Annotated in this window: 25 protein-coding genes and 2 pseudogenes; 16 read left to right on the top strand and 11 right to left on the bottom strand. The window is 64.2% G+C overall.

Annotated features, from left to right (window positions below; all coding sequences use genetic code 11):
- Positions 1 to 78: 78 nt before the first annotated feature.
- A complete protein-coding gene (locus tag C404_RS43500; RefSeq protein WP_021195086.1) occupies positions 79 to 804 on the bottom strand; it encodes a YebC/PmpR family DNA-binding transcriptional regulator in 726 nt (241 codons plus the stop codon).
- Between the two features lie 183 nt (positions 805 to 987).
- Between C404_RS43500 and C404_RS43495 the strand changes: the two genes are divergently transcribed.
- Both C404_RS43495 and C404_RS59335 read left to right on the top strand, forming a co-directional pair.
- The gene (locus tag C404_RS43495) at positions 988 to 2,556 is read left to right on the top strand and encodes a helicase HerA-like C-terminal domain-containing protein (RefSeq protein ID WP_021195085.1); all 1,569 of its coding nucleotides are present in this window, start codon (positions 988 to 990) and stop codon (positions 2,554 to 2,556) included.
- Positions 2,557 to 2,717: 161 nt separating this feature from the next.
- Positions 2,718 to 2,870, top strand: coding sequence for a DUF3149 domain-containing protein (locus tag C404_RS59335; protein ID WP_021195084.1), 153 nt, complete (start codon positions 2,718 to 2,720; stop codon positions 2,868 to 2,870).
- Positions 2,871 to 2,947: 77 nt separating this feature from the next.
- Here C404_RS59335 and upp read toward each other — a convergent pair whose 3' ends face one another.
- Together upp and C404_RS43485 are read right to left on the bottom strand one after the other, a co-directional pair.
- Entirely contained in the window at positions 2,948 to 3,598 is a 651-nt protein-coding gene (upp, locus tag C404_RS43490; RefSeq protein ID WP_021195083.1) for a uracil phosphoribosyltransferase, read from the bottom strand.
- 63 nt (positions 3,599 to 3,661) lie between these two features.
- Positions 3,662 to 5,146 (bottom strand): NCS1 family nucleobase:cation symporter-1, encoded by a 1,485-nt coding sequence (locus C404_RS43485; RefSeq protein ID WP_021195082.1) that lies wholly within the window; start codon positions 5,144 to 5,146, stop codon positions 3,662 to 3,664.
- A 192-nt stretch (positions 5,147 to 5,338) separates the two neighbouring features.
- On the opposite strand from C404_RS43485, the gene C404_RS43480 reads away from it, so the two are divergent.
- From C404_RS43480 to C404_RS43465, 4 genes are read left to right on the top strand one after another with little or no spacing between them, the layout of a single operon-like run.
- A complete protein-coding gene (locus C404_RS43480; protein ID WP_021195081.1) occupies positions 5,339 to 6,265 on the top strand; it encodes a DMT family transporter in 927 nt (308 codons plus the stop codon).
- Between the two features lie 18 nt (positions 6,266 to 6,283).
- Positions 6,284 to 7,075, top strand: coding sequence for an SDR family oxidoreductase (locus tag C404_RS43475; protein ID WP_021195080.1), 792 nt, complete (start codon positions 6,284 to 6,286; stop codon positions 7,073 to 7,075).
- Between the two features lie 10 nt (positions 7,076 to 7,085).
- Positions 7,086 to 7,526: a methylglyoxal synthase gene (locus C404_RS43470; RefSeq protein ID WP_021195079.1), complete on the top strand. Its 441-nt coding sequence runs from the start codon at positions 7,086 to 7,088 to the stop codon at positions 7,524 to 7,526.
- Positions 7,523 to 8,497, top strand: coding sequence for a quinone oxidoreductase family protein (locus C404_RS43465; RefSeq protein WP_021195078.1), 975 nt, complete (start codon positions 7,523 to 7,525; stop codon positions 8,495 to 8,497). The genes C404_RS43470 and C404_RS43465 overlap by 4 nt, the downstream gene beginning before the upstream one ends.
- Positions 8,498 to 8,506: 9 nt before the next feature.
- Here the strand turns inward: C404_RS43465 and C404_RS43460 are convergent, their stop codons facing one another.
- The 6 genes from C404_RS43460 to C404_RS43435 all read right to left on the bottom strand — a co-directional run bounded on the left by C404_RS43460 (position 8,507) and on the right by C404_RS43435 (position 15,209).
- Entirely contained in the window at positions 8,507 to 8,815 is a 309-nt protein-coding gene (locus tag C404_RS43460) for a YkvA family protein (RefSeq protein WP_021195077.1), read from the bottom strand.
- Between the two features lie 206 nt (positions 8,816 to 9,021).
- Positions 9,022 to 10,209, bottom strand: a complete 1,188-nt coding sequence (locus C404_RS43455; RefSeq protein ID WP_049286088.1) for a hypothetical protein — start codon at positions 10,207 to 10,209, stop codon at positions 9,022 to 9,024.
- 213 nt (positions 10,210 to 10,422) lie between these two features.
- Positions 10,423 to 11,583 carry a BMP family ABC transporter substrate-binding protein gene (locus C404_RS43450; protein ID WP_021195075.1) on the bottom strand — a complete coding sequence of 387 codons (1,161 nt, stop codon included), beginning with the start codon at positions 11,581 to 11,583 and terminating at the stop codon, positions 10,423 to 10,425.
- Between the two features lie 64 nt (positions 11,584 to 11,647).
- Positions 11,648 to 12,568: an ABC transporter permease gene (locus C404_RS43445; RefSeq protein ID WP_021195074.1), complete on the bottom strand. Its 921-nt coding sequence runs from the start codon at positions 12,566 to 12,568 to the stop codon at positions 11,648 to 11,650.
- A 24-nt stretch (positions 12,569 to 12,592) separates the two neighbouring features.
- Complete coding sequence (locus C404_RS43440) at positions 12,593 to 13,702, bottom strand: ABC transporter permease (protein WP_021195073.1); 1,110 nt, start codon at positions 13,700 to 13,702, stop codon at positions 12,593 to 12,595.
- On the bottom strand, positions 13,695 to 15,209 hold the full coding sequence (locus tag C404_RS43435) for an ABC transporter ATP-binding protein (protein WP_021195072.1): 1,515 nt from the start codon (positions 15,207 to 15,209) through the stop codon (positions 13,695 to 13,697). Before C404_RS43435 ends, C404_RS43440 begins: the two co-directional genes overlap by 8 nt.
- A 509-nt stretch (positions 15,210 to 15,718) precedes the next feature.
- Between C404_RS43435 and C404_RS43430 the strand changes: the two are divergent.
- The 10 genes and pseudogenes from C404_RS43430 (at position 15,719) to pcp (ending at position 24,504) form a co-directional block, all read left to right on the top strand.
- Positions 15,719 to 16,934, top strand: a pseudogene (locus C404_RS43430) (Bcr/CflA family multidrug efflux MFS transporter).
- 254 nt (positions 16,935 to 17,188) lie between these two features.
- Positions 17,189 to 17,836, top strand: a complete 648-nt coding sequence (gene pxpB / locus C404_RS43425) for a 5-oxoprolinase subunit PxpB (protein ID WP_021195071.1) — start codon at positions 17,189 to 17,191, stop codon at positions 17,834 to 17,836.
- Between the two features lie 29 nt (positions 17,837 to 17,865).
- Positions 17,866 to 18,894, top strand: coding sequence for a biotin-dependent carboxyltransferase family protein (locus C404_RS43420; protein WP_021195070.1), 1,029 nt, complete (start codon positions 17,866 to 17,868; stop codon positions 18,892 to 18,894).
- 18 nt (positions 18,895 to 18,912) lie between these two features.
- Positions 18,913 to 19,656: a 5-oxoprolinase subunit PxpA gene (gene pxpA, locus C404_RS43415; protein ID WP_021195069.1), complete on the top strand. Its 744-nt coding sequence runs from the start codon at positions 18,913 to 18,915 to the stop codon at positions 19,654 to 19,656.
- A 57-nt stretch (positions 19,657 to 19,713) separates the two neighbouring features.
- The gene (locus C404_RS43410; protein WP_021195068.1) at positions 19,714 to 20,445 is read left to right on the top strand and encodes a DUF969 domain-containing protein; all 732 of its coding nucleotides are present in this window, start codon (positions 19,714 to 19,716) and stop codon (positions 20,443 to 20,445) included.
- A complete protein-coding gene (locus tag C404_RS43405) occupies positions 20,442 to 21,428 on the top strand; it encodes a DUF979 domain-containing protein (RefSeq protein WP_021195067.1) in 987 nt (328 codons plus the stop codon). The genes C404_RS43410 and C404_RS43405 overlap by 4 nt, the downstream gene beginning before the upstream one ends.
- Positions 21,429 to 21,437: 9 nt before the next feature.
- Positions 21,438 to 22,460: a DUF2891 domain-containing protein gene (locus C404_RS43400; RefSeq protein ID WP_021195066.1), complete on the top strand. Its 1,023-nt coding sequence runs from the start codon at positions 21,438 to 21,440 to the stop codon at positions 22,458 to 22,460.
- A gap of 23 nt (positions 22,461 to 22,483) precedes the next feature.
- Positions 22,484 to 22,609 (top strand): annotated as a pseudogene (locus tag C404_RS59980) (5-oxoproline transporter, DUF979 family subunit); the annotation flags it as partial.
- A gap of 143 nt (positions 22,610 to 22,752) precedes the next feature.
- The gene (locus C404_RS43395) at positions 22,753 to 23,778 is read left to right on the top strand and encodes a TRAP transporter substrate-binding protein (protein WP_031329410.1); all 1,026 of its coding nucleotides are present in this window, start codon (positions 22,753 to 22,755) and stop codon (positions 23,776 to 23,778) included.
- A 78-nt stretch (positions 23,779 to 23,856) separates the two neighbouring features.
- Positions 23,857 to 24,504, top strand: a complete 648-nt coding sequence (gene pcp / locus C404_RS43390) for a pyroglutamyl-peptidase I (protein WP_021195063.1) — start codon at positions 23,857 to 23,859, stop codon at positions 24,502 to 24,504.
- 40 nt (positions 24,505 to 24,544) lie between these two features.
- On the opposite strand, the gene C404_RS43385 is transcribed toward pcp, so the two are convergent.
- Both C404_RS43385 and C404_RS43380 read right to left on the bottom strand, forming a co-directional pair.
- Positions 24,545 to 25,270 (bottom strand): hypothetical protein, encoded by a 726-nt coding sequence (locus C404_RS43385; protein WP_021195062.1) that lies wholly within the window; start codon positions 25,268 to 25,270, stop codon positions 24,545 to 24,547.
- A 186-nt stretch (positions 25,271 to 25,456) separates the two neighbouring features.
- The gene (locus C404_RS43380; protein ID WP_031329408.1) at positions 25,457 to 26,089 is read right to left on the bottom strand and encodes a DUF2968 domain-containing protein; all 633 of its coding nucleotides are present in this window, start codon (positions 26,087 to 26,089) and stop codon (positions 25,457 to 25,459) included.
- Positions 26,090 to 26,113 lie beyond the last annotated feature (24 nt).

The following is a 26,113-nucleotide window of genomic DNA, read 5'->3' as shown; positions in this document are numbered from 1 at the left end:
CCTACTCAAAAAATCGAAAACTGGAAAACAAAAACGGCGATCGGTCAGGTCGATCGCCGTTATGCGCGTGTCCGGGGCTTATTCCCCGATGACCGCGTTGGTGAAGACTTCCTGCACGTCGTCCAGGTTTTCCAGGACGTCGAGCAGCTTTTGCATCTTGACCGCATCTTCGCCGGTGAACTCGACTTCGTTCTGCGGCTTCATGATGACTTCGGCCAGTTCGGCCTTGAAGCCAGCGGCTTCCAGCGCGGTCTTGACCTTGCTGAAATCGTGGGGCGGGCAGATGACTTCGAGCGCGCCGTCTTCATGCGTGACGACGTCGTCGGCGCCGGCTTCGAGCGCGGCGTCCATCAGCTTGTCTTCCGGCGTGCCCGGGGCAAAGATGAACTGGCCGACGTGGTCGAACAGGAACGCCACCGAGCCGGCGACGCCCATGTTGCCGCCGTACTTGTCGAAGCCATGGCGGACTTCAGCCACGGTGCGCGTGCGGTTATCGGTCAGGCAGTCGACGATGATGGCGGCGCCATTGATGCCGTAGCCTTCGTAGCGGATTTCTTCGTAGTTCGCGCCTTCCAGGCCACCCACGCCGCGCTGGATGGCGCGCTGGATGTTGTCCTTGGGCATGTTGGCGTCGGTGGCCTTGTCCATGGCCAGGCGCAGGCGCGGGTTGGAATCCGCATCGCCGCCGCCCAGACGGGCCGCCACGGTGATTTCCTTGATCAGGCGCGTCCAAATCTTGCCGCGCTTGGCGTCGGCAGCGGCTTTTTTATGCTTGATATTGGCCCATTTGGAATGACCGGCCATGAAACTCTCCGAGCGGAATGCGGTGGAAATGCTGTGGAATCTGGCGCCCAGATGGCGGTTTGACGCCACCTGCACGCTCTATAATCGGTCGTAGATTTTAGCATGCTGCACACGCCCGCCGACCCGTCCATCCGGTCGAGCAATAGGCGCCCGCCCCCAAAGATTGATCCCCGTCTGAATGCCATGACCGATCCCATCCTCGTTGCCAAGAACACGAAAACTGAGTTGGTGCTGCTGCCCCAGCTCGCCAACCGGCATGGCCTGATTACCGGCGCCACCGGCACCGGCAAGACCGTCACCCTGCAGACCATTGCGCAGGGCCTGTCGAAGATCGGCGTGCCGGTCTTCCTGGCTGACGTCAAAGGTGACCTGACCGGCATTTCGCAGCCTGGCCAGTCGAACGACAAGCTCAAGGCGCGCCTGCAGGAGCGCGGTCTGGAAGAACCGCAATGGGCCGGCTGCCCCGTCACGCTGTGGGATGTGTACGGCGAGAAGGGCCACCCCGTGCGCGCCACCGTGTCCGACATGGGCCCGCTGATGCTCTCGCGCATGCTGGAGTTGAACGACATCCAGACCGGCGTGCTCAACCTTGTCTTCCGGATTGCGGATGACTCCGGCCTCGCGCTGCTCGACATGAAAGACCTGCGTGCGATGCTGCAGCACGTCGGCGAGCATTCGTCGGAGTACACGAACAAGTACGGCAACATTTCCTCGGCCAGCATCGGGGCCATCCAGCGCAACCTGATCGCACTGGAAGAGCAGGGCGCCGACAAGTTCTTCGGCGAGCCGATGCTCGATATCAACGACCTGATGCAGACCGTGCGCGGGCAGGGCGTGATCAACATCCTGGCGGCCGACAAGCTGCTCAACGCGCCCAAGCTGTACGCGACGTTCCTGCTGTGGATGCTCTCGGAGTTGTTTGAACACCTGCCGGAAGTGGGCGATCTGGACAAGCCGAAGCTCGCCTTCTTCTTCGACGAGGCGCACCTGCTATTCAACGACGCGCCGCCGTCGCTGCTGCAGAAGGTGGAGCAGGTGGTGCGGCTGATTCGCTCCAAGGGCGTCGGCGTGTACTTCGTGACGCAGAACCCGTCCGACGTGCCCGACACCGTGCTCGGTCAGCTTGGCAACCGCGTACAGCACGCGCTGCGTGCGTTTACGCCGCGCGATCAGAAGGCTGTGAAGGCGGCAGCCACCACGATGCGCGCGAACCCAGAGTTCAGCATCGAGCAGGCGATTGGCGAACTGGCGGTGGGCGAGGCGCTGATCTCCATGCTTGATGAAGGCGGACGCCCTGAGATTACGGAGCGCGCCTTCGTTGTGCCGCCTGCATCGCGTATCGGGCCGATTTCGGATGACGAGCGCCGCGCGCTGCTCGCCAATTCGCTGGTAGCCGGTCGTTATGACACGGCAATCGATCGGGAATCGGCCTACGAAATCCTGACCGGACGTGTGGCGACGGGTGGGGCAGCACCTGCGCCGGCTCCGGGGTCCATCGGCACGGATTTCGGTGCTTCGTCGGGTTCGGCGCCCACGTCGGTCCCCGCACCTGCACCCGCACAGCAGGAGGGCGGCGGCTGGCTTGGCGAGGTCGGCTCGATCCTGACCAAGGGCACCGGCCGCACCGGCCGCGGGGACTCGATCGTCGAAACACTGGCCAAGTCGACCATGCGTACGATCGGCTCGACGGTCGGGCGCGAGATCGTACGCGGGGTGCTGGGCAGCATCCTGGGCGGGTCGAAGAAGCGCTGATCTGCGTGGATTTCTGACTTTCATCAGGTAACACGCGGCGGGCGGGATGAGACCGCCCCTGCGCTTGACCGCACGCAATACCTGGCCTGCCAGTCTCCCTAGACTGCATCGGGCCGAGGCATCATCCGGTGCCGCGGCCCTCAATCCGGGAGATCTGGCATATGACCGCACTCAAAATCTTGTTCACGACCGATACCGGCCTGGCGAGCCTCGCCGTCATCGGCTTTCTCATCGGCATGGGCGCGTTCTTCTGGCGCCTTTTCGTTCGCAAGATGCGCGAAGAAGAACGTGCCGCCAGGCAGCGCCCAGCCTGATCAGTGCCGCCACCGCACGCACCAAAACAAACAGCCGGCAATGCCGGCTGTTGTTGTTTGCGTAGAACGCAGGGCGATCAGTTTTTCGTGCCGAACAGGCGGTCGCCCGCATCGCCCAGGCCGGGGATGATGTAAGCGTGCTCGTCCAGGTGTGAATCCAGCGAAGCGACGAACAGCTTCACGCCCGGATGCGCCTTCTGGAACACCTCCACGCCTTCCGGTGCGGCCACGAGCGCCAGGAAGAGGATGTTCTCGTCCGGCACGCCGCGCTTCTTCATCACGTCGATGGCGTGCACGGCTGAGTAGCCGGTGGCGACCATCGGATCGCACAGGATAAAGGTGCGGTCTTCCAGATCCGGCAGGCGCACGAGGTATTCCACCGGGCGGTGGTGCTCGTCGCGGTACACGCCGATATGGCCGATACGCGCCGACGGAATCAGCTCCACCAGCCCATCGCTCATGCCCACGCCCGCGCGCAGCACCGGCACCACGGCCAGCTTGCGGCCAGCGATGACGGGCGCTTCCATCGGGCCCATCGGCGTGTCGATGTGGCGGCTGGTCAGCGGCAGGTTGCGCGTGATCTCATAGCCCATCAGCAGCGTGATCTCGCGCAGCAGCTCGCGGAACGTGCGCGTGGACGTGTCCTTGTCGCGCATGTGCGTGAGCTTGTGCTGGATCAGCGGGTGATTGAGGATGAACAGGTTCGGAAAGCGCGGATCTTGTTTCATGGCGAGAAGGATGCAGTAGTGGGGCGCATTGTACGGCGCGCCCCATGTGGATGATCGAGCGGCTTATCGGCGGCCGCGCATCAGGATGATGTAGACCACGGCCGAAATCGCCAGCCCCACGAACCACGCATACGTGTACAGCGCTTCGAATACGCCCGGCACGCTGGCCACGAAACCGGCCTGCTTGAAGAAGCCCGGCAGGTTCGGCAGCACGCCGATGATGAGTGCGACGATGGCGCGGCCGTTCCAGCCGTTGCCGTAGCCGTAGGGGCCATCCACGCGGAACAGCTCGCCGGTCTTGAGCACGGTGCGGCGCACCAGGAAGTAGTCGACCATCATGATGCCGGCCACCGGGCCCAGCAGCGCGCCGTAGCCCACGAGCCACGTGAAGATGTAGCCCTTGGTGGTCTCCAGGATCTTCCACGGCATCATCGCCAGGCCGATGCCCGCGGTGATGTAGCCGCCGATGCGGAACGAGATGCGATGCGGCGCCAGGTTCGAGAAGTCATACGCAGGCGAGACCACGTTGGCGGCGATGTTGGTCATCAGCGTAGCGGTGATCAGTGCCAGCAACGCGACGATGACCGACGGGCCCGTCATCTTGCCGGCGAGGGTGACCGGGTCCCAGATGGCCTGGCCGTAGATAACGACCGTGGACGACGTGACGAGCACCGCCACCAGCGCCAGCAGCCCCATCGGCAGCGGCAGGCCGATCGCTTGGCCAACAAGCTGATCGCGCTGGCTGCGTGCGAAGCGGGTGAAGTCGGGAATGTTCAGCGCCAGTGTGGCCCAGTAGCCAACCATGGCGGTGAGCGACGGCCAGAAGAAGCCCCAGAACTCGCCCGCACGCTTGCCGCCCTCAGCAAACGCCGATGGCGCCGACAGCATCGGGCCAAAGCCACCCGCATTGACGTACGCCCACCAGACCAAGCCCAGCGCGGCCAGGATCAGCAGCGGCGTGGCCAGCGCCTGGAAGCGCTTGATTGACTCCAGCCCCTTGGTGATCAGCCAGATGTGCAGGCCCCAGAACAGCAGGAAGCAGAACCCCTGGCCCGGGTTGATGCCCAGGCCCGGAATGTTGCTGCCCACCAGCATGTTGTCGGTGACGACGTTCAGGATCGTGTAGATCGCCTGGCTGCCGAGCCACGTCTGGATGCCGAACCAGCCGCACGCCACGATGGCCCGCAGGATGGCCGGCAACTGCGCACCGCGCACCCCGAACGATGCCCGCACCAGCACCGGGAAGGGGATGCCGTATTTGGTACCCGCGTGGCCCACCAGCACCATCGGCACGAGCACGATCAGGTTGCCCAGGAACACCGTCAGCACGGCCTGCCACCAGTTCATGCCCTCGCTCATCAGCCCCGAGGCCAGCATGTACGCCGGCACCGATACCACCATCGACACCCACAGCGCGGCGTAGTTGGTAGCCGTCCAGGTGCGGGCAGCTTGCGGGGTGGGGTTGAGGTCTTCGTTCCAGAGGGTCGGGTCGGGTGCCGCGACTGCATCGGCGCCCGCGTAGAAGGCGGGGGAGGTGGTTTGGCTCATGGGGTGTGGAATCCGTTGTCGTTGTAGCTCTATCGGAATATTCGGAATGCAGGCGCGATTGTACGGCGGTCCGGATGCGCTCAAGCGAAAGCCGTGCCACGTGCAGCGCACCTGTCGTCGGAACGTTTTGTTGAATTCCAATACAATCGACGGCGCCCTCCAACACGCCCTGCGCCTCTCTCGCGCTCCGTTGTGACCACCGCGTCTTCTGCGTCTTCCAACTCCGCACGAACCACCGACACTGGCGGCCTGCTGCTCGCCTCGGTGGGCGCCGTGCTGTTCTCTGCCAAGGCCATCGTCGCCAAGCTGATGTACCGCTATCAGGTGGATGCCGTCATGGTCATCACGCTGCGGATGCTGCTGGCTGCGCCGCTGTTCATGGCGATGGGGTGGTGGCAGTCGCGCCGCGCGGCGCCGCTGGCGCCGGCGGACCGCTGGCGCATTGTTGGCCTGGGCATCATCGGCTACTACCTCTCCAGCTTTCTCGACTTCCTGGGGCTGCAATACATCACGGCGGGGCTGGAGCGGCTGATTCTGTTCCTCACGCCGTCATTCGTGCTGTTGATTACGTCGACGGTATTCAAGCGGCGCATCACCGGCTTGCAATGGGTGTCTCTGGCGCTGGCGTACGCGGGCATCGTGCTGGTGTTCGCGCACGATCTCAACCTGGGCGGCAACAACGTATGGCTGGGCGGCGGGTTGGTACTCGCCAGCGCCATCAGCTACGGTATCTATCTGCTGGCCAGCGGCGAGCTGGTCAAGCGCGTGGGTTCGATGCGGCTGGTGGCGTATGCCATGTGCGTGTCAACGGTGGCCTGCATCATTCAATTCCTAGTGCTGCGGCCCATGTCGGCGCTGGTGCTGCCTTGGCAGGTGATTGGGCTGTCGGGCATCAACGCGGTGTTCTGCACAGTGGCGCCCGTCACCATGACGATGATGGCGGTGGCCCGAGTGGGAGCGCCAGTGGCATCGCAGGCGGGCATGATCGGGCCGGTGTCGACGCTGCTGCTGGGCTGGTGGCTGCTGGGCGAGCCAATTACGGTGTGGCAGATCGCCGGCAGCGCGCTGGTGTTGGCCGGCATGGCGCTACTGTCGCGCCGTGGCAGCCAGGCCAAATAACACAAGGAGCTGGACAGGATGGACTTAGGGCTGAAAGGCAAGCGCGCACTGGTGTGCGGCGCAAGCAAGGGATTGGGCTTCGCCTGCGCCGATGCGCTGGCGGCCGAGGGTGTGGATGTGGTGATCGTCGCCCGTGGCGCTGAAGCACTGCTGGCGGCAGCCGAGCGTATCCGTGGCGCACATGGTGTCCGCGTTGAAGCGGTTGCCACCGATATCACCACTCCGGAAGGCCGGGCTGAAGCACTGCTGGCCTGCGAACGCCTGGGCGGCTCGCCCGACATCCTCGTCAACAACGCGGGCGGCCCGCCGCCGGGCAACTTCCGCGACTGGGATCGCGATGCGTGGAATGCCGCCCTCAACGCCAACATGCTCACACCTATCGACCTCATCAAGGCGACTGTCGACAAGATGATCGAGCGCCGCTGGGGCCGCATCATCAACATCACCAGCGGTGCGGTGAAGGCGCCGATTGATGTGCTCGGGTTGTCCAACGGCGCACGCTCGGGCCTGACCGGCTTTGTGGCCGGCCTCGCGCGCGAAGTGGCCAAGCACGGCGTGACGGTTAACAACTTGCTGCCTGGCCAGTTCGAGACAGACCGTCTGACCAAGACGCTGGAGGCTGGCGCCAAGGCTGCCGGCATTAGCACAGAAGACAACTTTGACCGCAAGCGCCAGGGCAACCCAGCGCGGCGGTTCGGCCAACCCGCGGAGTTCGGCGCCGTGTGCGCCTTCCTCTGCAGCCAGCACGCGGGTTACCTGAACGCGCAGAACATCCTGCTGGATGGCGGCGCCTTCCCAGGCACTTTCTAAGCCCAGTCCTATGACCACCATCACGCCCGAAGGCGCAGCCCCCGCATCGCGAAAGCGCCGCATCGCCCTGATCGCGCACGACCACAAGAAGGACGACATGATCGCCTTCGCGCAGACGCATCAGGCCTACCTCGCGCAATGCGACCTGCTGGCGACCGGCACCACCGGCGGCCGGCTGGAGGCGGAAGTCGGCCTGTCCGTGCAGCGCATGCTGTCCGGCCCGTGGGGCGGTGACCTGCAGATTGGCGCACAGCTGGCGGAAGGCCGTGTTGACGCGGTGATTTTTCTGCGCGACCCGATGACGCCGCAGCCGCACGAACCCGACATCAACGCGCTGGTCCGCGCCTGCGACGTGCACAACATTCCCTGCGCCACCAACCTGGCGACCGCCGATCTGGTGATGTCCGCCCTGCAGCGGGTGCAGCCTGACCCGAAGGAGATCCACGCATGACGAAAGCCATCCGCATTTTTGAAACCGGCGGCCCGGAAGTGATGCAGTACGTCGACGTTGACGTGCCTGCACCCGGCCCCGGCGAGGCCACCATCAAGCAGCACGCCATCGGCCTGAACTACATCGACGTGTACTTCCGCACGGGGCTGTATCCGCAGCCGCTGCCGGGTGGCATCGGCATGGAAGCCTCGGGTGTGGTGGAGGCGGTGGGGCAGGGCGTGACGCACGTCAAACCGGGCGACCGTGTGGCCTATGCAGGCCGCCCGACTGGCGCTTACGCGGCGATGCGCACCATGCCGGCCGACATCCTGGTGCGCCTGCCGGACACTATCGACTTTGAGACCGGCGCGGCGATGATGCTGCAGGGCATGACCGCGCAGTACCTGATTCGCGACAGCTACCGCGTGCAGCCGGGCGATACGGTGCTGTTTCACGCAGCGGCGGGTGGGGTGGGGTTGATCGCATGTCAGTGGCTGAAGGCACTCGGCGCTACGGTGATCGGCACGGTCGGCAGCGATGCCAAGGCGGAACTGGCCCGCGCACACGGCTGCGATCACACCGTCGTCTACACGCGCGAGAACTTCACCGAACGCGTGCGCGAGATCACCGGTGGCAAGGGCGTGCCGGCGGTCTACGACGGGATCGGCAAAGACACGTTTACCGGCTCGCTGGATTGTCTGGCGCCGCGCGGCTGGATGGTCAGCTATGGCAACGCCTCGGGCCCGGTGCCGCCCTTTGACATCAGCGTGTTGAGCGCGAAGGGCTCGCTCAAGCTCACGCGCCCGACGCTGATGACGTACACGGCGCGACGCGACTTGCTGGAGCCGATGGCAGCGGATTTGTTCGATGTGGTGAGCAGCGGCAAGGTGAAGATCGAAATTCACCAGCGCTACGAACTGCTGGACGCGGCGCAGGCGCACCGCGATCTGGAAGCGCGCAAGACGACCGGCTCGACGATCCTCTTGCCGTAAGCAGGGAAGTTACCGCCCGCTCGGCCCGGTTGGCGACACTCGGCGCCGGGCGGCGGCAAAGCGCGCGTCCTCACGCACGCGTTCGGGCAACGCACGCAGCAGAAAATGTAATGCGAGCGGCACCAGCACGATGTCGTCCACCCAGCCGATCACCGGAATGAAATCCGGAATCAGATCGATCGGCGAGACCACATAGCCCACCAGCAGCAACGCAGCCGGCGCCAGCCACCACGGCGCGCCCGGATGGCGCAGCGCAAACCACAGCAGGCGCACGTCATTGCGCACTACGCTCCACAGGCGGAAGAGTCGTCCGAACATCGTGGGCTCCTTGATGAAAAGCCGGCGTCACATGAGGCGTGGTAACCGGCGGACCATCGTATCAGCTTGGGGAAACAGCCTGGTTTTCAAGATTTGAACACCCATCGCCCATGAAAAAAGCCGGCACCTCGTAAGAGGGCGGGCTTTTTACTGAAGTGCTTGAAACCGAAGCGGTTAGCTCGCAGCCATGTCACCAGTGTCGTGCATCACTTGCTCACCGCGCGCTGGTGCTTCACCCAGAGAAAGCGGGAGTACGCATCGATGCGGTTGGTGCGGCTGCCTGCCTGGATGCCGGCGTCGTTCATCATCGTTGCATAAGCATCGTCGCGGAACAGGGCCGCAAAGAGGTAGCCGCTGCGCAGGTAGTTGGTATCGCTGCCGTGACCGGTGCCGGTGCTGCCGTTCAGGCGACCGGCATAGTGGTGGTCGCCCAGGCGCATCACGTCGTAGACGCTGTTGGCGATGGGCGCCATCTGCGCCGCGCTGATGCCATAGCGGCCGCTCTGGTACAGCCGATAGAGCCCGGCCACGTCGAGGCTGCCGTGATTGCTGTCCTCGCCGGCGCGGTTCGGCATCGCGTAGGCCCAGTCGTAGGCGGGGCGACCTTCCTTGTCGGTGTAGTCGGTCAAGCCGTTGTTGAAAAACCAGTCCACGTTGGCTCGCACGATCTGGTCAAAGCGCTTCACGCGTGCCGGGTCGTCTTTGAGTAGCTGATGTGCTTCGGCCAGGTTAGCGAAGGCGTAGCTGAACATCATCTGCTGATTCCACGGCACCGGCTTGCCGGTTTGGTAGGGTGAATTGGCGGCAAAGGTCATGTGCTGGTTGGCAGACAGGTCCAGCAGCGAGCGCAGGATGTGCTCGTCCACGGTCTTGTCGGCCTGCGCGATGTAGGTCTTGGCACGTTGCAGATAGGTTGCCCCGAAGTGAAATGGATCGCCGTTGCTGACCGACTGGTGGTGCAGCGCCGGGGTCCGGAGAATCTGTTTGGCACAGTTCGCGAGATGACCCACCGGGTCGCCTTGCTCGCCGCCGGTTTCGATTGGGGCGGCATCTGGGCGGTTTGGCCAGACCGGATCGATGCGGCCGGTCCACACAATGCGCTGGCCGGCTGGGGCTGGCAGCAGGTCATTGCGCTGGGAGAGCAGCGTGTCGCAGAAGGACACCATCGTGTCCAGGATCTCCTTGTGTGGCGCAATTTCGTAGACGAGGGCGAGGGCTTTCAGGTTTTCACCGCTGTGGCCCTGGGCCCATTCGCTGCCATTGCCGGTGGCTGCGGGCTGCAGGGTTTGCGCGACGGCGACAAACGACTGAATTTCGTTCTCGGTGACGGGGCCGTCGAGGCTTTCCACCAGCAAGCCGCCATCGTTGCTGCGTGCGTAGGCAGGCACCACCATGCCACTGAGGCAACAGCAGAGCAGGAGCGCGGAGACTAGGCGCAACGTGGTTTTCGTGATCATCGGGGGAACTTTGACGGGTGTGTGGAATGTGGTGCTCCGCATTTTCACGAAATCACACATGTGCAGGCAAGCGACGGGAGCAAGAGGCGCGGCCATGAAAAAAGCCGGCCCTCTTGCGAAGTGCCGGCTTCTTGCTGCAACGGACTGGACTTAGCCCGGAATCTTGCCTTCCACGCCTTCCACGTAGAACTTGATGCCGTGCAGGAAGCCGTCGTCGGCGACCTTGTCGGCGGGCAGAACTTCCTTGCCGGTGTTGTCCTTGAGCGGGCCCTTCCAGATCGGCGCCGAGCCGTCGATGATGCCCTTCTTGCGGGTCTCGACCAGCGTCTTCACGTCTTCCGGCACTACGGCGTTATATGCGCCCAGGTCGATCGCGCCTTCCTTCAGGCCCCACCACACGGTTTCCGGCTTCCACTGGTTGTTGAGCACGTCTTCAACGACCTTGTTGTAGTAAACGCCCCACTTGTTGATCGAGGCGGCCAGGTGGGCCTTCTCGCCAAACTTGGTCATGTCGCTGTCCCAGCCCAGTGCGTACACGCCTTTCTCCTGCGCGGTCTGCACCACGGCAGCGGAATCGGTGTTCTGCATCAGCACGTCGACGCCCTGGCCGATGAGGGTGGTGGCCGCTTCACGCTCCTTGCCCGGATCGAACCACTTGTTGACCCACACCACGCGGGTGGTGGCCTTCGGGTTGACGCTGCGCGCGCCCAGCGTGAACGAGTCGATATTGCGGATCACTTCGGGGATGGGCACCGAACCCACCACGCCCAGCTTGCCCGACTTGCTCAGCTTGCCGGCCACCACGCCCGCCAGGTAAGCGCCTTCATACGTGCGCACGTCGTACTGGCCAAGGTTGTCGGCGGTCTTGAAGCCCGTGGCGTGCTCGAACTTCACGTCCGGGAATTCCTTGGCGACCTTGAGCATCGATTCCATGAAACCGAAGCTGGTGCCGAAGATGACCTTGTTGCCTTGCGTTGCCAGATCGCGGAAGACGCGTTCTGCATCAGCAGCGCTCTCGGGCACGTTTTCCACGAAGCTGGTTTTCACCTTGTCACCGAACTTGGCTTCGACTTCCTTGCGGGCGGCGTCGTGCGCGTACGTCCAGCCTGCGTCGCCCACGGGGCCAACGTAGACGAACGCAACCTTCAACGGCTCGTTGGCCGGTGCCGGTGCGGTAGCAGCGGGGGCCGAGGATGCGGCTGGCGCAGCAGTGTTGCCGCCTGCGTTGTCATTGGACTTGCCGCAACCCCAGAGGGTCAGGGCGGCGCCGGCGGCCAGGGCGGCCAGCGTGATCCTGCGGGTAACGTTCATCGATTTCTCCTGTTGTGTGGCTCGTTGACTGTGTTGAAGCAAAAAAAAGCGGGATGCAGAAAGCTTAGGCAGAACCTGGTCGGAACGGCTTACCCAGGGACGCGGGCATGTTCAGGCGAATCCAATCCGGGTTGCGCGAGATGATGGCCAGCACGACGATGGTCGCAGCAAACGGCGCCATCGACAGAATCTGCGACGGCACCGACACGCCCATCCCCTGCAGGTAGAACTGCAGGATCGTCACGCCGCCGAACAGCAGCGCGCCAAACAGAATGCGCAGCGGGCGCCAGGTGGCAAAGGTGGTCAGCGCCAGGGCGATCCAGCCGCGGCCGGCAACCATGTTCTCGACCCACATCGGCGTGTAGACCAGTGATAGATACGCGCCTGCCAGCCCGCAGCACGCACCGCCGAACAGCAGCGCGCCAAAGCGGATGGTGCGCACCGGATAGCCCAGCGCGTGGGCAGATTCCGGCGATTCACCGATCGCGCGCAGCGTCAGGCCGGCGCGCGTCTTGAACAGGAACCACGCAATCGCGCCGCACAGCAGAAAGCTGAAGTAGACCATCCAGTGGTGTGCGAACAGGGCGGGGCCCACGAACGGGATCGACTCCAGCCCGGGGATGCCATGCGCCTGCGCCGGCAGCGACATGCCGACAAAGCGCTGGCCCATGAAGGCCGACAGCCCGGTACCGAAGATCGACAGGGCAAGGCCCGTGGCGACCTGATTCGTGACGAGCACCAGCGCGAGCCAGGCAAACAGCACGGCCATCACCATGCCGGCAATCGCGCCGGCGGCAAAACCCAGCAGCGGAATCTGCGTCTGGTAGCCCACCATGAAGCCGGCAACGGCAGCGACCAGCATCATGCCCTCGGCGCCCAGGTTGAGCACGCCCGAGCGTTCGTTCATCAAGAGCCCGAGGGCGGCCAGCAGCAGCGGGGTGCCGGCGTTGATCGACGCGGCGATCAGGGGAGCAAGACTTTCCATGTTTATTTTTCTCTCTTGGCCCGATCAGTGGTGCGCGCGCCAGCGCAGGCGGTATTCGATGAGTGTGTCGCAGGCCAGCAGGAAGAACAGCAGCATGCCCTGGAACACCCCGGTAATGGCCGACGGCAGGCCCAGGCGCGATTGCGCGAGTTCGCCACCGATATAGAACAGCGACATCACGACCGCGCCCAGTACGGTACCCACCGGATTCAGGCGGCCGACAAAGGCCACCACGATGGCGGCAAAGCCGTAGCCGGGGGAGATGGAGGGCAGCAACTGCCCGATCGGCCCTGTTACCTCGAACGCGCCGGCAATGCCTGCCAGCCCGCCCGAGATCAGCAGCGCGGTCCACAGCGCCTTACGCGACGAGAAGCCTGCGTAGCGCGCTGCCTGCGGTGCCAGCCCGCCCACCTGCAGGCGATAACCCGCAAAGCTGCGGAACACGAACAGCGTCATCACGGCAGTCATGATCAGCATGAACAGGAAGCCGATGTGCAGGCGCGTGCCGGCCACCAGCGTGGGCAGCACGAACGCGCTGTCGAACACGATCGACTGCGGGAAGTTCATGCCGTTCGGGTCCTTGAGCGGCCCGTTGACCATGTACAGCAATAACAACTGCGCGATGTACGTGAGCATGAGCGAGACGAGAATCTCGTTGGCATGAAAGCGATCGCGCAACAGCGCCGTGATTGCTGCCCACAACGCGCCGCCGACCAGGCCTGCAATGACGGCGAGCACCAGCGCGAAGGCGCCCGGGATGGATGGCGTCGGCGTATCGAAAGCGATGATCGTGGCCGCCGCAAAGATGCCGCCAACGATGAGCTGCCCCTCTGCACCGATGTTCCACACGTTGGCGCGATAGCACACCGACAAGCCCAGCGCGCACAACACCAGCGGCACCGTTTTGAGCAGCACCTCACCAATCGCACGTTTGTTGGCCAGTGGCTCGATCAGGAACACGCGCAGGCCGGCCACCGGGTCCTTGCCCAGCAGCGCGAACAGCAGCAGGCCGAACACCATCGTTAGCACCAGCGCGATCAGCGGCGAGGCATAGGCCATGGTGCGCGACGGAATCGCGCGCAACTCCAGCGAGATAGGCAGCGCCAGGCGGCTGCCATGCATGACATCAGCCATGGGCCACCTCCGAGGTTGCTGCCGCCGAAGCCGGGGCCTTATCCCACATGCCGCTCATCCATAGGCCGATCTGTTCGCGGTCGGTGGCGTGCGTGGGGGTGGAGGGCGAGAGGCGCCCGTTCGCGATCACGTGCAGGCGATCGCACAGCGCAAAGAGTTCGTCGAGTTCTTCCGACACGATCAGGATGGCGCAGCCCCCGGCCTTGAGCGCGAGGATTTCGTTGTGGATCTGTGCCGCCGCGCCCACGTCCACGCCCCAGGTGGGTTGCGCAACGATGAGCACGCGCGGCGCGCATTCGATTTCACGGCCGACGATGAATTTCTGGAGGTTGCCGCCCGACAGGCTCTTGGCCAGTGCGTCCGGGCCGCCGGCTTTCACGCCGAAGCGGCTGATGATGCTGGTGGCCAGCTTGGCAGCAGCCTTTTTGTCGATCAGCCCGCCGCGTACCTGCGGTGCACGCTGATGTGTCAGCAGCGTATTGGCCGCTAGCGACAGCGATGGCACCGCGCCGCGCCCCAGGCGTTCTTCCGGCACGAACGACAGCCCGCGCTTGCGACGCGCACGCGGGTCCAGCTTGGCGACCGGCTCGTCGCCGATGCTGATGGCCTGTGCCGAAGCACGCGTGTCTTCGCCGGACAGCGCGGCCAGCAATTCCTGCTGCCCGTTGCCCGACACGCCCGCGATGCCAACGATCTCGCCACTGCGCAACTGCAGCGCGATGTCGCGCAGTTCGGTCGCAAAGGCGTGCGCCTTGGGCAGCGACAGGCCGGCCACCTCCATGCGGACCTCGCCCGGCGTGGTCTGCGGGCGCAATTCGCGCGGAGGTTCGCCGCCAATCATCATGCGTGACAGCGATGCCGCCGTTTCCTGCCGCGGGTCGCATACGCCCGTGACCTTGCCCATGCGCATCACCGTGGCGGTGTGGCACAGGGCCTGGATCTCGTCGAGCTTGTGGCTGATGTAGAGGATGCTGGTGCCCTCGGCGGCCAACTGGCGCAGCGTCACGAAGAGCTTCTCGACGGCTTGCGGCGTCAGCACCGAGGTCGGCTCGTCGAGGATCAGCAGGCGCGGTTTGGTGAGCAGCGCGCGCACGATCTCGACGCGCTGGCGTTCACCTACGGAAAGCGTATGGACATGGCGATGCGGCTCCAGCGGCAGGCCGTACTTGTCGCCGGTGGTGCGCACCTGTTCGGCCACGTCGCGCAGATCGGTGCCCGAGGGCAGGCCCAGCAGGATGTTCTCGGCCACCGTGAGCGTGTCGAATAGCGAGAAGTGCTGGAACACCATCGCAATGCCCAGCGCGCGCGCCTGGTGCGGGTTGGCGATGGTGACGGGCTGGCCGTCGAGCAGCATCTCGCCGGCGTCGGGCTGCACCGCGCCGAAGATGATCTTCATCAGCGTCGACTTGCCGGCGCCGTTTTCGCCCAGCACGGCGTGGATCTCGCCTGGCGCGACGGTGAGGCTGACGCCGTCGTTGGCGACCACGCTCGGGTAGCGTTTGGTCATGCCTGTCAGCGACAGGCGCGGTGGGAGTGGTGTCACAACAGTTGGCTCGTGGTTTCCGTGCCGCTCACCGCGAGCGCAAGGCTGTCGCGGAGGCGATCTCTTATGAACGTTGACGACACTTCACAACAGGCGATGCTGACGCAGATTCGCGCCGACGCATCGCAGCAATCATCATGAATGGGTGATGCTTTTCATCAAATGTGAATTATATCTTCCGGCGCAGCGCCAGATGGCGCGGATAGCGCATGGGGGCTGGTTGACTCCTGCCTCTCACGAGGGGTGCGGGAGTGCAAGTCCCGTGCCGGGCCGAATTGGCTGAATTGCGAGGGGTAGCTTGTTATGCTGGGGTATGCAGGTTGCGCTGATGTCCCCTGTGTGGGGCGGATGAGCGAGGCTGCTCGCGGCATGCACCTGCCCGGTGCCTGGGCGCGATCTGTCACTTTGCGCTACAGTTCGCGGTTTGCCCCGGCTGGGATGTCACGTCCGCTGCCGCGCTGTGTTCCCCTCCCATGACTGCTCCCGCTCCCGCACGATCCCGCCTGCCTGGTCCCATTCCCGGCTGGCTTTTGCTGCTTGGCATGCTCACCGCCGTCGGCCCGCTGTCGGTCGATATGTATCTGCCGAGCCTGCCGACCATTGCGCGCGACTTGAATACCTCGTCGGCGGCGGCGGGCATCACGCTGACCGTCTTCCTGATCAGCCTGGCGATTGGCCAACTGATCTACGGTCCGGCCAGTGACCGCTTCGGGCGTAAGCCGCCGCTGTACATTGGTCTGGCGATGTACGTGGCGGCTTCCATTGGCTGCGCGTTTGCCAAGGACGCCACCATGCTGGCCGTGCTGCGCGGCGTGCAGGGCTTTGGCGGCTGCGCGGGCATGGTGATCGCGCGCGCGGCGGTGCGAGACCGCATGGACCCGGCCGGCGCCGCGCAAGCGTATTCCACGCTGATGCTGGTGATGGGCGTGGCGCCCATCCTCGCGCCGATGATCGGCGGGGCGGTGCTGCAGGTCGGTTCGTGGCGGATCATCTTTGCGCTGCTGACGGTCTTCGGCGTGCTGGCGCTGGCGGCCGTGCACTACCTGATGCGCGAGACGCTGGCGCCGGAAAAGGCTCGCAAGCTGGCGGTCAGCCACGTGCTGCGCGACTACTGGGAGCTGCTGCGCGACCACCACTACGCTGCCTATATGTGGTGCGGTGCCGTGTTCCTGTCGGGCATGTTTGCGTACATCACCGTGTCGTCGTTCGTGCTGATCGACGAGTATGGCCTGTCGCCGTCGCACTACGCTTGGGTGTTCGGCAGCAACGCAGCGGGGATGATCGCGGCCTCGCGTTTGAACGTGCGGCTGGTGCGCAAGTACTCGCCGGCGCGCGTGTTGCGCCGGGCGCTTGTGGATTCCGGTCGTGACCAGCGTGCTGGCGACGGCAGCGGCTGCGGCCGGGTTCACACCACTACCGCTCGTGCTGGTGGCGTTGTTTTGCTACATCGCCTCGATCGGCTGCATCTCGCCCAACACGGGCGCGTTGGCGATGGCGGGGCAGGGCGCGCGCGCGGGCACGGGTTCGGCGCTGATGGGCGCCATGCAGTTCGGCCTGGGCATGGTGACGGGTACGGTGGTCGCGGCCATCGGGCAGAGCGCGCTGCCACTGCTGGGCATGATGGCTGTCTGCGCTGTCGTGGCGCTCATCCTGGGCTTGCGCGCCACGCGCGAAGAACCCGGCGCCTGATTCCCGCTATTTCTCTACGCCTCTTGCTCTAGAGGCGTCTTCATCCTTTCATATGACTTTGGCATAACATGCCAGTCACGCTGGTCGTGTCCGACGCCTATGATGAGGGCAGTCGCGCCACGATCAGACGCGACCCAACCCTGCGCGACTAAGGGTTACTTCTTATACAGAAATTATCAACGTTTTATTAACGTATCGCTTTAGTTTTTCATCCGCACGCCGTCATGCGCGTGCTTTCGAGACCGGGGGCTAAGTTGCAGTGCACGATTCACCGGCTGGGCGAACTGGCGCTGTTGTGCGAAGTGCCGCCGCCGGCGACCTTGAAGTGCCAGCAGCGCATCTGGGCCATGGCCTCGCGCGCGTCCAACTGGGCTGGCGTGGTAGACGTGGTCCCCGGTATGAACAACCTCACGCTCGTGTTTGGCCCGCTGGCCGATGCGCGCGTGCTCGAAACCTTGCTGCGCGAAGCGTGGGAAGACAGCGAGGCACTGGTGGCCGACGGCAAGCTGGTCGACATCGAAGTCGCCTATGGCGGTGACGATGGCCCCGACCTGCGTGATGTTGCCAAGCACACCGGCCTGACCCCGGCCGAAGTGGTGCGTCGCCACACCGCTCCCGAATACATCGTCTACTTCCTCGGTTTCCAGCCGGGCTTTGCCTATATGGGCGGCCTGGACAAATCGCTCGCCACGCCGCGCCGCGCGGAGCCACGCATGGCCGTGCCTGCCGGCTCGGTCGGCATTGGCGGCGAGCAGACGGGCATCTACCCGGCCGCGTCCCCCGGCGGCTGGCAATTGCTCGGCCGCACGGATGCGGCGCTCTTTCTGCCGCAGCGTGATCCCCCCACGCTGTTGGCCCCCGGAGACCGCATCCGCTTCGTTGCCTCGAAGGTGCGCGCATGAGTTCCTCACGTTCCCAATCCATCCAACCCATGATCGAGATCGTGAGGGCGGGTGTGCTCGCGTCTGTGCAGGATCTGGGCCGCACTGGTTACCGCCGCTTTGGTGTGTGCACGTCGGGGGCGCTCGATCCGCTGTCGCTGTATGTGGGCAACCGCCTGGTCGGCAACCGCAGCGATGCGGCTGGCATCGAGTTCACGCTCGGCAACGCCACCCTGCGCTTCCAGGCCAATGGCCTGATCGCGCTGACGGGCGCCGATTGCCGCGCCACGCTCGATGGCACGCCGGTGCATGCCTGGCGCGCCATCCCCGTGCAGCGCGGCCAGACGTTGACCTTGCGTGTGGCGCAGGGCGGCGTGCGTGCGTACCTGTGCGTGGCTGGCGGCATCGATGTGCCGGAGATGATGGGCTCTCGCAGCACGGACCTGAAGGCCGGGTTTGGCGGCTTTGAAGGGCGCCCGCTCAAAGACGGCGACAAGCTGGCCGTGTTGCCTGCGGATACATCGCACGCACCCGACATCAGCAAGGACGCCGTCGCAGTGAAGGCCGCGCGCTGGACGTTTGACCGTGCGCAAGATGGCACGCCAGTGATGCGCGTGCTGCCTGGCCCGGAATACGATGACTTTCTCGCTGATGCACAAGCCGCATTCTGGGAATCGGACTGGACGCTGACCCCCAACAGCAACCGCATGGGCTTCCGCCTGCAAGGGCCAGAGCTTGCGCGCAAGAAGCAGCAGAGCGGCGATCTGCTCTCGCACGGCGTGGTGCCTGGCGTGATTCAGGTGCCGCCGTCGGGCCAGCCGATTGTGCTGATGGCCGATGCGCAAACGACCGGCGGCTATCCCAAGATCGGCACCGTGATCCTGGCCGATCAATGGCGCCTGGCACAGATTCCGCTTGGGCACCGCATCCGCTTCGAGCGCGTGACGCTGGAAGAAGCCGAAGCCGCGCGCGCCGAGGTGACGCGCTATCTGCAGCAAATCGAAACCGCGCTGGATTGGCAGCGCCAGGGCATTCTGTCGACCGCGCGGCGTACCGCCAAAACACGACTGAACGCCTGAGACACCGGACACGACACCATGACCACGATTGATCTGAACGCTGACCTCGGCGAGGGCTGCGACAACGACGAGGCGCTGCTTGCGCTGGTGAGTTCCGCCAACATCGCCTGTGGCTGGCACGCTGGTGACGTCAATACGATGCGCCAGACCACGGCGTGGGCGCTGCGCGAAGGCGTGTCGATTGGCGCGCATCCGAGCTTTCCGGACCGGGAGAACTTCGGCCGCACCGAGATGCACCTGCCGCCAGAAGAGATCTACGCCGGCGTGCTGTTCCAGATCGGCGGCCTGTCGGCCATCGTGCGTGCGCAGGGCGGCAAGCTGGCCCACGTGAAGGCGCATGGCGCGCTGTACAACCAGGCGTCGCGTGATCGCCCGCTGGCAACGGCCATCGTGCGCGCGGTGCGTGATTTCGATCCCTCGCTGGTGGTGTTCGGGCTGGCCGGCGGTGAACTGGTCAAGGCCGCGCGCGAGCTTGGCTTGCAGGCCAAGGAAGAGGTGTTTGCCGATCGCGGTTACAACGCCGACGGCTCGCTCGTCAAACGTGGCACGCCCGGCGCGCTGATCGACGACGAAGCCGCCGCACTCGACCAGACGCTGACCATGGTGCGCGAGCAGCGCGTGAAGGCGATTGATGGCACGTGGGTTCCGATCCACGCGCAAACTGTTTGTTTGCACGGCGACGGCGCACATGCGCTGGCGTTCGCGCGACGCATTCGGGAACGGCTGGGCAGTGAAGGGATCACTGTCGGCGCCGGCGCCTGAGCCACGACGGCCCCGTCCTTCCAACGGGGCTTTTTCATCATTTGGGGGGAGCACCACATGAGTACGGCAGTCAATCTGTGGCCACTGATCGGGGTGGCCATCATCATCGTAGGGTTCGTCCTGCGATTCAATCCACTGCTGGTGGTGACCGTGGCCGGCCTGGCGACGGGGCTGTCCGTCGGCATGGACCTTGGCACGCTGTTGGAAACCTTCGGCGAGAAGTTCATCAACAGCCGGTCGCTGGCGGTCTATGTGCTGATTCTGCCGATCATCGGCCTGCTGGAAAGTTTCGGTCTGAAGGAGCGCGCGCAGGACTGGATCTCCAGCATGGCGAGCGCCACCTCCGCCCGCATCCTGATGCTGTATTTCGTGGTGCGCCAAGCGCTGGGTGCACTCGGCCTGACCTATATCGGCGGACATGCACAAACCGTACGGCCATTGCTGGCGCCCATGGTGGAAGGCGCTGCAGCCGCACGCCACGGCGATCTGCCGCAGCCGATCCGCGACAAACTTCGCGCGCACTGTGCGGCCTGCGACAACGTCGCCATCTTCTTCAGTGAAGATATCTTTATCGCCTTTGGCGCAGTGCTGCTGATGGACGCCTTCCTCAAGGAAAACGGCATTGCTGGCGTTGAGCCCCTGCACCTCGGTCTGTGGGCGATCCCCACCGCCATTGCCGCGTTCCTTATCCACATGTTCCGCCTGGTACGGCTGGATGCCAGCATCCAGCGCGATGTCGAGGCCTGGAAACGAGCCAATCCCTCCCAGACGAATGAGGTGACAGCATGAGCACACTGCTGACCATTAACAGCGTTTTCTATCTGATCGGCTTTATCGTGATGCTGCTGGTTGGCATGACACTGCGAGATAAGGGCAACCCAAAACGCCTGACGACGGCATTGTTCTGGTTCCTGTTCGGCTTTGTATTTCTGTTCAGTGACTTGATGGTTTCAACGCTCGGCAAGCCGATGGCGTATCGCATTGTCGGGGTGATCGTTGTGGCGATCTCGTTGATTGCCGGTGCTGGCTTGCTGTCGATCGGCACCTACAGACAGCGCACCGCAGAACAACTCCATGCCTCTGCGAACAAGCTGCGCAATAAACTGTTTGTGCCGGCGCTGCTGATCCCACTCATCACGGTGCTCTGTACGCTGTTGCTCAAGGGTGTCTCAGTGGGTGGCATGTACATCCTGGATCAGAAGCAACTGACCTTGACCGCGCTCTGCGTGAGCTGTGTGTGTGCCATCTTGGTCGGCTGGGGGCTGACCGGTGGGTCGCCGCTGCATGCGGTGCGAGAGTCGCGGCGTCTGCTGGACTCGATCGGTTGGGCTGCGGTGTTGCCGCAGATGCTGGCGATGCTGGGTGGCGTGTTTGTGGCGGCCCAGACGGGCAAATCGGTGCAGGACATCGTGAGCCTGTTTGCCGATCCGAATAACCGCTTCCTGCTGGTGGTGATCTATTGCGTTGGCATGGCGCTGTTCACCATGATCATGGGCAATGCGTTTGCGGCATTCCCGGTGCTGACGGCGGGTATTGCACTGCCGCTGCTGGTGGTTGGCCAGCACGCCGATCCCGCGCCGCTGGTGACCATCGGCATGTTGGCCGGCTACTGCGGGACATTGATGACCCCCATGGGCGCCAACTACAACATCGTGCCGGCCGCGCTGTTGGAGTTGAAGGACAAGTATCTCGTCATCAAGACGCAGATCCCGACCGCGCTGGTGCTGCTGTGCGCCAACATTCTGCTCATGTATTTCCTGGCTTTCCGCTAGAGAGACGCCATGCCATTCTCCGTCGAACTCACCGTCAAGCAGGCTTCGGATCTGGCAGCGCTGCCGCTGCGCTCGCTATATCACGAGTATCCGAACCACATCATGCATCTGCTGAACGGGGCGGAGGATGTGCGCTCGCCGCGCGACATGCATCCGGTGTTCTACGGCTGCTACGACTGGCATTCGGCGGTGCATGGCTATTGGCTGCTGGCGCGCTGTGCGCGGCTGTATCCGTCTCTGCCACAGCAGGATGCCATTACGAAGCTGTTTGACGAGCACTTCACTGTCGAGAACATGCAGAAGGAGTGCACGTATTTCCAGGCGCCGGGGCGCACATCGTTTGAGCGCCCCTATGGCTTCGCCTGGGTTATGGCGTTGGCGCAAGAGTTGGACGTCTGGCAGCATCCCAGGGCTAAAGATTGGCAGAAAGCCATGGAGCCGCTAACGGCAGAAATCCGCAGCCGCATCCTCAGCTACTTCACCAAGCTGAGCTATCCGATCCGGGTCGGCACGCATTACAACAGCGCCTTCGCGTTGAAGCTGATCCTGGATTTCGCGCGGCATCGCCGCGATGCGGAGTTGGAGGAACTGGTGGTGTCCGCCTCGCGCCGCTATTACGGGGAAGACACCAACTATCCGGCGCACTACGAGCCGGGCGGCGACGAGTTCTTGTCAGCCGCGTTGACCGAAGCCTTGTTGATGTCGGACGTGCTTCCGGCGGCCGCGTTTGCTGGCTGGTTTGCCGAGTATCTGCCAGTGCCGGGCCATATCGACCGCCTCCTGGCACCTGCGCATGTCAGCGACCATAGCGACCCCAAGATCGCCCACCTGAACGGTTTGAACCTGAGCCGAGCCTGGTGCATGAAGCGGATTGCTGCGCGCCTTCCGGAAAGCGCGCCAGCCAAGGCCGTGCTGGATACAGCTGCGACGCTCCATATCGAGGCGGGGCTGCCGCATGTAATCAGCGGGGAATATGCTGGTGAGCACTGGCTGGCAACCTTCGCCATGCTGGCATTGGAGCCTGTTCATTGACATAGCGAGCCCCGTTGACCGTCTCCATCGTGCCGGCCGCGCTGCTGGAACTGTCCGATAAGAACGCTGTGATCAAAGCGCAAGTCCCCACGGCACTACTGTTGCTTGCAGCCAATATCACGCTCCTGTACTTCCTGATGCTGCACTAATCGTGTTTAATGCATCGCGTGCGGTGCGCGTCACGTCGGCGAGTCGATTGCCGGCGTGCGCCACCAATCGTGATCGCCGCCCAAAGGGGGTACCGGGGTGTGCGGTCGTCGACCTCGCATCGCGCTCTTCTCCGGGGGGATTCATGAGCAGCCAGATGACGAGCGGCCGTTCCGTGTCGGGACGCCGCTTTTTTTGTGTTCTTGCAACCAGCGCCCTGTCGCTGATTTCGGCCGCACAAGCGCATGCCGAAACGTTCCGCGTGGCCACGCCGTACCCGGCCGTCAATTTTCATACGCAAAACCTGCAGGCTTTCGCCAGCGCCGTGAGTACGGCCACCAATGGTGACCTCAAGTTCGAGGTGTCGCCGAACGGCACGCTGCTCAAGGCCGCCGCGATTTTTGACGGCGTCAAAGACGGCAAGGCCGAGGCGGGCGAAGTGATGCTCTCGACGCTGGCCCAGCGCGATCCGCTGTTCGGTGTGGATTCGATTCCCTTTGTGGTTTCGGGCTACAACGACGCACGCCTGCTGTGGGACGCTTCACGCAGCCGCATTGAAGCGCTGATGAAAGCCAATGGGCTGCGCCTGCTGTATGCCGTGCCCTGGCCGCCGCAGAACCTGTACTCCGAAACACCGATCGCCCGTTTGTCCGACCTGAAGGGACATCGTTTGCGCACGTACAACGCCGCGCAAAAGCGCATTGCCGAGCTGTACGGCGCGCAGGCGGTGCAGGTGGAGGCGGCTGACCTGAGCGCAGCCATCGCCGCCGGGCGTATCGACACGATGATCACTTCGCCGTCGACCGGCCTCGAAACCAAGGCTGGACAGCGCCTGACCTACTACTACAAGGTCAACGCCTGGATCCCGAAGAACGCCGTGTTCGTCAACGAAGCACGTTTTGCCAAGCTGCCGCCCGCCACCCAGCAGACCGTGCTGAAACTGGCCAAGGACTACGAGGCGCGTGGTTGGGATTCGAGCCGCCTGACCTACGAGCACGATGAAGCCGAGCTCGCCAAAAGCGGCGTGCGCGTGCTCAACCCCGACGTGAACCTGCAGGGTGACATGCGTCGCCTGGGCGAGCGCCTGACGCGCGAATGGCTGCACACGGCGGGCACGGAAGAAGTCGACATCCTGTTGAACTTCGAGAACAAGCGCAGCAAGGCCAAGTAAGGCCAACGCGCACTTGGGCATGATGTTCGACGGACGTTTATCATCGTTTTTGTCTTACGTTGCAAGCAGGAGAACGTCATGCCTACCGTCCTCGTCACCGGTTTTGACCCGTTCGAGAACGAACCCATTAACCCGTCGTGGGAAGCCGTGCGCACGCTCGACGGCCAGGGGATCGCCGGCGCCGAGATCATCGCGCGCCAGTTGCCGACCATCTTCGGTGAATCCAATAAGTTGCTCGGCAAGCTGCTGCAGACACTGCGCCCGGATGTGGTGATCGCCGTGGGGCAAGCTGGCGGTCGCGCCGAGATGGCGATCGAGCGCATCGCCATCAATGTGGACGATGCGCGCATTGCCGACAACGCGGGCAAGCAGCCCATCGACATCGCCATCGCAAGTGATGGACCTGCAGCGTATTTTTCGACCCTGCCGATCAAGACGATCGTGCGCGAATTGCGTGCGGGCGGGGTTCCCGCGGCGGTCTCGCAGACGGCGGGGACGTTTGTCTGCAACCACGTCTTCTATGGGCTGATGCACGCCATCGCCCGTCACAAGCTGCCCACGCGTGGTGGCTTCATCCACATCCCGTATCTGCCGTCGCAGTCTGCCAAGCATCCGGGGCAGCCGAGCATGGCGCACGACACCATCGTCGCCGGTTTGCGCATTGCCATCGAGACGACGCTGCGCACGCTGCACGACGTACGCGAAACGGGCGGCCAACTGCACTAGGCAGCCGCCGCCCGTTTGGGGTGGTGGAGCGCGTGCCGGATCAGTCGGTCAGGCGCGTGTGGCGCTGCAGCTCGATGCGTACTGAAGTTCCTGGCGCAACATAGCCCGAGGTGACAGGCGCTGTGTCATCCAATGCGTGGTAGCGCTCGATTACCTCCGGCGCATCGTCGGTTTTGGCCACCGATCGAGCGGGAGCAGCAGGCGCTGCTGCGCGTCCGGTCGCGCGCGCAAGCGTGCGTGGCTTGGTGGCCGGGTCTGCCAACTTCGAGAGCACGGGCGCCGCTTCCGCCTTCGGCTTGGCTGCGATATTGATATCGGGTGGCGCTTCGGCGCTCGGTACGGCCTCGGTCTTGACCGGCGCGACTTCAACGCTGTCAGTGGCCGCATTGGCGGCGATGTCTGGTGCGGTATCTGCGACAAGTGCGTTTTGCGGCGCACTCGGCACGGGGGCTTGTGCGATTGCCGCATACTGCGTCGGGTCAATGTGGGGAATAGGTTGCTGGCGCTTGCCGGTGTGCGAGCCGATCAACGCTGCAGCCACCGTGCATGCCACCCCGATAGCCAAGACAGTCAAACGCCGGTGCCGTCGCGCACGCGACACCTGATGTGCGGTTGCGGCCGCAGCCTGGCGCGCGTCGCTTTCTACGCGCGCCAGGGTGGCGTGGATTGCGCGCACCGCGTCACGCCGCGTGCCAAACGGCGGCGGCACGCGCACGAAGCCCGGTAGGCCCAGGTCGCCGTCAATGGTGAAGTTGAGAGAGTCCACGTCCGTCTCCGCTGATGGCCGCAGAGGGCGCATTGGCCGTGTGCGGTAACAGTCGACATGCTATGAGCCCGTCAGGAGGTGGTCGATCAGACTTCTCCTAAAACTGTTGAGGGATGTGTCGGAGACGGGGCGGCCGCCGGCCTGCGGTGCATACCGCAAGCCAGGAGACAAATAGCGTGGAGTGTCTTACGGAGCGGGCGCCCAGTTCGGGTCGTTGAGCTGCTTTTCCAGCAGGCGGATCTGCTGTTGCAGCGAATCAACCTGTGCCTTGTAGGCGCGGCGCTCGACGTCCAGGGCCTGGGTTTGTTGGCGCACGGTCTGTTGTTCTTCCAGCATCTTCTGGCGTTGCGCCTGCATGATGCGGACTTCCTGACCCAGCGAGGCAGCGCGCTGCTCAGCGGCCTGAGCCTCACGCTCAAGTTGGGCTTTCTGGCCGGCGGTCACGGCGCGGCGCAGGTCATCTTCAGCCCAGACGCGGGTCTGGCGGGCGAGCGTGTCGTACGCGCCTTCAGCCGGCGCGACCGACGCGAACTTGTACACGCGCCACAGTTCTTTGCGATACGACAGTGCGACGTAAGCGGTGGTGTCTTCGTTCACGAGCAGCAGGCTCGTGCCGTAGTCGCCGTTGTAGGTGGTGCGCAGTTCCGTCAGGCGCTTTTGTGACAGCAACTGCTGCAGTTCGGCCACGGTGCCGGCAGAGGCGGCCGTGGCTGCAGCCGGTGCTTGCGGCGTCGCAGCTTGGGCATGCGCCAATCCGGTACCCGCAACGGAAGCTGCGGCAGCAAACGTGAGAACGGTTCGGCGGAAGACGAGAGACATCGCAAGAATCAGAAATCAGAGCCG

Source organism: Ralstonia sp. AU12-08, assembly GCF_000442475.1.
GTDB lineage: Bacteria > Pseudomonadota > Gammaproteobacteria > Burkholderiales > Burkholderiaceae > Ralstonia > Ralstonia insidiosa.
Note: the sequence above shows the minus strand (reverse complement) of the source record. Positions and strands in the feature narration are given on the sequence as shown.